Origin of the sequence: Kitasatospora sp. NPDC057198, from assembly GCF_042670125.1 — a bacterium.
GTDB lineage: Bacteria > Actinomycetota > Actinomycetes > Streptomycetales > Streptomycetaceae > Kitasatospora.
This window is the reverse complement of sequence record NZ_JBHUWH010000543.1, coordinates 1-4,950: the sequence shown is the minus strand read 5'-3', so window position 1 is coordinate 4,950 and position 4,950 is coordinate 1. Positions and strand designations below refer to the sequence as shown.

The 4,950-nt window shown below is 71.5% G+C and carries 5 protein-coding genes; all 5 read right to left on the bottom strand.

Features of this window, described 5'->3' with window-relative positions; all coding sequences use genetic code 11:
- Window positions 1-1,381: 8-oxoguanine deaminase (locus ACFUEL_RS35080; protein WP_380241524.1), on the bottom strand; the 1,381-nt coding region annotated here is incomplete at its 3' end.
- A complete protein-coding gene (locus ACFUEL_RS35075; protein WP_380241522.1) occupies window positions 1,342-2,763 on the bottom strand; it encodes a nucleobase:cation symporter-2 family protein in 1,422 nt (473 codons plus the stop codon). The genes ACFUEL_RS35080 and ACFUEL_RS35075, both read right to left, overlap by 40 nt.
- A gap of 204 nt (window positions 2,764-2,967) precedes the next feature.
- Window positions 2,968-3,888: a factor-independent urate hydroxylase gene (gene pucL, locus ACFUEL_RS35070; protein WP_380241520.1), complete on the bottom strand. Its 921-nt coding sequence runs from the start codon at window positions 3,886-3,888 to the stop codon at window positions 2,968-2,970.
- 30 nt (window positions 3,889-3,918) lie between these two features.
- Entirely contained in the window at window positions 3,919-4,251 is a 333-nt protein-coding gene (gene uraH, locus ACFUEL_RS35065) for a hydroxyisourate hydrolase (RefSeq protein ID WP_380241518.1), read from the bottom strand.
- Between the two features lie 45 nt (window positions 4,252-4,296).
- Window positions 4,297-4,830, bottom strand: a complete 534-nt coding sequence (gene uraD, locus ACFUEL_RS35060) for a 2-oxo-4-hydroxy-4-carboxy-5-ureidoimidazoline decarboxylase (protein ID WP_380241517.1) — start codon at window positions 4,828-4,830, stop codon at window positions 4,297-4,299.
- Window positions 4,831-4,950: the final 120 nt, after the last annotated feature.

Sequence of the window (4,950 nt, the reverse complement as noted above, 5' to 3'; positions counted from 1 at the left end):
AGCCGCGGGAGGCGAGGTCGCGGGCGGCGCGGGCGGCGGCGAGGGCGATGCGGTCCTCGTCGGCGGTGGTGAGGCGGCCGTTCTCGACGACCGCGTTGCCGTTGACGAACAGGGCGGCCAGCGGCGGGAGCGCGCCCAGGACGAGGGCGGCGACCGGGTCGGCGATCGAGGAGTGCAGCACGCCGTCGACCTTCCACAGCGCGAGGTCGGCGAGCTTGCCGGCCTCGATCGAGCCGATCTCGGCCTGCCGGCCCAGCACGCGCGCGCCGCCCATGGTGCCCAGCCGCAGCGCCTGGCGCACCGTCAGGGCGTCGGGGCGGCCGTGCAGGCGGTTGATCAGCAGCGCGTTGCGCAGCTCGGTGCCCAGCTCGCCGGACTCGTTGGAGGCGGTGCCGTCCACGCCGAGGCCGACCGGCACGCCCGCCTTCAGCATGTCGGGGACGCGGGCGATGCCGGCCGCGAGGCGGGCGTTGGAGGACGGGCAGTGCGCGACGCCGGTGCCGGTCTCGGCGAACTTGGCGATGTCGGAGTCGTTCATGTGGACGCAGTGCGCCATCCAGACGTCCTCGCCGAGCCAGCCCGTCGACTCGAAGTAGTCGGTGGGGCCCATCCCGAACAGCTGCTTGCAGAACTCCTCCTCCTCGGCGGTCTCCGAGCCGTGGGTGTGCAGCCGCACGCCCTTGCGGCGGGCCAGCTCGGCCGAGCGCCGCATCAGGTCGGTGGAGACCGAGAACGGGGAGCAGGGCGCGATGGCGACCTGGAGCATCGAGCCGAACGAGGCGTCGTGCCACTTGTCGACGGCGCTCTCGGATGCGGCGAGGATCTCGTCGGTGTCCTCGACCGCGTGGTCCGGCGGCAGCCCGCCGTCCTTCTTGCTGCGGTCCATCGAGCCGCGCAGCGCGGTGAACCGCAGGCCCAGCTCCTGGACGCCGGCCACCGAGGCGCCGAGCACGTCGCCGCCGCCGCGCGGGAAGACGTAGTGGTGGTCGGAGGCGGTGGTGCAGCCCGACTTGAGCAGCGCCGCGGCGGAGCCCTGGGTGGCGGCGTGCACCAGGTCCTCGTCGATGCGGGCCCAGGTCGGGTAGAGCGCCACCAGCCAGTCGAACAGGATGTCGTCCTGGGCCAGGCCGCGGGTGATCCACTGGTAGAAGTGGTGGTGCGTGTTGACCAGCCCGGGGGTGAGCAGGTGCCCCTCGCCGTTGATCCGCCGTGCCACGTTCTCCAGCCAGGCGGGCGCGGGCCCGTCGCCGACCGACTCGATGGTGTTGCCGAGCAGGACCACGTGGCCGCGGGCGTACTCGGTGTCGTGGGCGTCGACGGTGGCGATCGCGACGTTCTCGATCACGATCCGCCGGTCGGCGGCGGGGGGCTGGACTGCCATGGGGGAACTCCTTGGAGGGAACGGCCGGCGGAGCCGACGTGGTGGAACAGCAGGTTGAGCAGCACCGCGGCCAGGCAGCCGGCCGAGATGCCGGAGTGCATCAGGGTGCGGACGGCCTCCGGGAACCCGTCGTAGAAGGTCGGTACGGCGATCGGGATGATCCCTACCCCGAGCGAGACCGATACCAGGATGGTGTGCGAGGTGGATTCCATCCCGGCCTCCGCCAGGGTGCGGATGCCGGACGCCGCGACCGTGCCGAACAGCACGATCCCCGCGCCGCCCAGCACCGGCTGCGGCACCAGCGACACCAGCGAGCCGAGCACCGGGAACAGGCCCAGCAGCACCAGGATGCCGCCGCCCGCCGCGACCACGAACCGGCTGCGCACCCTGGTGAGCGCCACCAGGCCGATGTTCTGGGCGAACGCGCTGCACGCGAAGCCGTTGAACACCGGGCTGACCGCGGTGGCCAGGCCGTCGGCGCGCAGGCCCGCCGCCAGGGTGGGCTCGTCCGCCTCGCGGTCGACGATCCGTCCCAGCGCCAGCATGTCGGCGGTGGACTCGGTCATCGAGACCACCATGACGATGCACATCGACACGATGGCCGCGGCGTCGAACTGCGGCCCGCCGAAGTGGAACGGCGAGGGCAGCGCGAACACCTGCGCGTCACCGACGGCCGAGAAGTCGGCCAGGCCGAGCGGGAAGGCCGCGGCGGTGCCGACGGCCAGGCCGATCAGCAGCGACATCTGCTGCCAGAAGCCCCGCAGCAGCCGGTTGCCCAGCACCACGGCGCCCAGCGTGAACGCGGCCAGGCCGACCGCCTTCGCGGAGCCGTAGCCGGGCGCGCCCGGCGAGCCGCCGCGCGCCCAGTTGACCGCGACCGGCAGCAGGGACACCCCGATGAGGGTGATCACGGTGCCCTGCACGACCGGCGGGAAGAACCTGACCAGCCGGCAGAAGTACGGCGCCGCGAGGAAGCACAGGACCCCCGCGACGATCACCGCCCCGAAGATCACCGGGAGGGCGTCCTTCGGGCCCCCCTTGCTTTCAATCGAGCCCTTGGCTATCGCCAGCATCGGGGCGACGCCGGCGAACGAGACGCCGTTGACGAACGGGAGCCGGGCCCCGATCCGCCAGACGCCCAGGGTCTGGAGCAGGGTGGCCAGGCCCGCGGTGAACAGGCTGGCCGATATCAGCAGGGCGAGTTCGCCGGGGGTCAGCCCGACGCCCGCGCCCACGATCAGGGGTGGGGCGACCACGCCGGCGTACATCGCGGCGACGTGCTGCAGCCCGGTGCCGAACAGCTTCGGCGGGGAGAGCACCTCGTCGACCGGGTGGGTGGGGGTGGAACCGTCGTCAGTGCGGGGGGTGGTGCGGAGTGCCATGGAAGAGCCCCTTTGCTGCCCCTGGCTCTCGGCGCGACCCGGGCGCTGGAGAGGGTGACGATCGGCGGAGGGCGGGACGACGGTGGAGAGTCCCTCCGGCCTGCTCTCCAGCTCCCGGAGCCGCCGCCGTGAGGGCGGGCGCGGTCTCCGAACGGTGTGGGGGAGTGGAGAACTGCGGTGGTGCTTGTGTGAGTTGACGCTGCGTCAGACGACTGGGATGACCGGGGTGACGCCCTCGCGGTGCACGGTGCCCTCGATCAGGCCGTACATCCGGTCGGCGGCGAAGTAGACCTCGTTGTCGTTCTTCAGCCCGAACGGCTCCAGGTCGACCAGGAAGTGGTGCTTGTTCGGCAGCTCCAGGCGGACCTCGTCCACCTCGGCGCGGTTGTTCAGCACCCGGGTGCCCATCGCGTGCAGGGTCTGCTGCAGCGAGTAGGAGTAGGTCTCGGCGAACGCCTCCAGCAGGTGGCGGCGCACCTGCTGGTACGAGCGGTTCCAGTTCGGCTCCGGCTCGCCGTCGCGGCCGTGGAAGCCGAACGCCCAGCGGGCCGTCACCTGGGTGGCCAGGATGCGGTCGTACGCCTCCCGCAGGGTGGTGTACCTGTCCTTGATGTAGCCCCAGAACTCGGAGTTGGTGGTGTTCATCACCACCAGGTCCTTGAGCCCGGAGACCACCCGGAAGCGGTCGCCGTCGTACACCACCTCGGTGGTGCGCACCTCCTGGCCCTTGCGGACGAAGGAGTGGCCGACCTCCTCGGAGCCGATGAACCGGGAGGAGGAGTCGGGGGTCCTGATCCGCTCCCAGCCGTACTCCTCGATCCGGATCCGGGCGCTGTGCACCACGCCGCGCTCGGTGTTCTCGACGAAGTGCCGGGCCAGTTGGACGCCGAAGCCCTCGGCGGACTCGATGCCGTGCTCCTTGGCGAAGGCGTACACGGTGTTCTTGGTGGTGTCGGTGGGCAGGCAGTTCGCGTTCGAGCCGGTGAGGTGCACGTCCTCGAACTCGCCGCGCAGCGAGACCGAGACGTTCAGGTCCTTGATCTCGTGGCGGGTGGAATCGCGGTAGACCCGGACGATGCGGTTCTCCGCCTTGCCGTACTGGTTCTGACCGAGCACGTGGGCCATGGGGTGGCTCCTAGGTTCCGGACGGCCTACCTAGCTTCCGCGGTAGACCGAGTAGCCGAACGGGTTGAGCAGCAACGGCACGTGGTAGTGGTGCTGCGCGGGCGCGACCGTGAAGACGATCGAGACCTCGGGGAAGAACGGCCGCTCGGCCGACCCCGCGTAGTACGCCGCGGTGTCGAAGAGCAGCCGGACGACCGAGCCCGCCTCCGCGGCCGGCAGGTCCTTGACCCGGCCGTCGGAGTCCGTGGCGGAGGTGCCGAGCACCTGCCAGCCACCCTCGGTGTGCAGTGCCAGCTCGACCGGTACGCCCTCGGCCGGGCGGCCGAGGCTGGTGTCGAGCACATGCGTGGAGATGCCGGTCATGGGTGGGGGAACCTCACTGATGGCAGTAAGTGACTGTCCGTCAATTCATTGACGTTCGTCAAGCAGTTGATTGAGGCGAATCTCGTTGATCTTCCGCAGCTCGCCCCGGACGATCTCCGCCTCGGTGGCGGCGTCGTTCGGGTACCGCTCGCGCAGCGCGGCGAGCATGCCGTCCGCGGTGCGGCCGGTCGCGCAGATCAGGAACACGTGGCCGAACTTGGCCTCGTAGGCGGCGTTGGCGGTGCGCAGCTCGTCCAGCACGGACGGGTCGACGCCCCGGACGCCGGCCTGCTCGCGCTCGGAGACGGCGTCCCCCGGCTTGGGGGTGCCGATCCGGGCGTGGCCGGCCATCGCGTCGTGCAGGTCGGCCGCGGAGAGCTCCGCCATCGCCTTCGCGTTGGCGGCGTGCAGCTCCTCGCGGTCGTGCCAGGGGCGGGATGCCGCGACGGCGGCCGCCCAGGCGGGGCTGGAGCAGACCTCCAGCAGGGTCTCGCGCAGTCCGGACGCGTCGGCGGCCGAGAGCGCGGGGAGCCCGGAGGGCGCGGAGGGCCCGGGGCGGGCAGGGGGTGGCTGGGTCACGGGTGGACCTCCTGGGGGTTGGTGCCACCCGCACAAGCTAGATCGGCCGCAACAGGCCGTCAACACTTTGTTGAACTGTTTGTGGTGACAGCACACGGCGCCGGGTCCGGGACCCGGCGC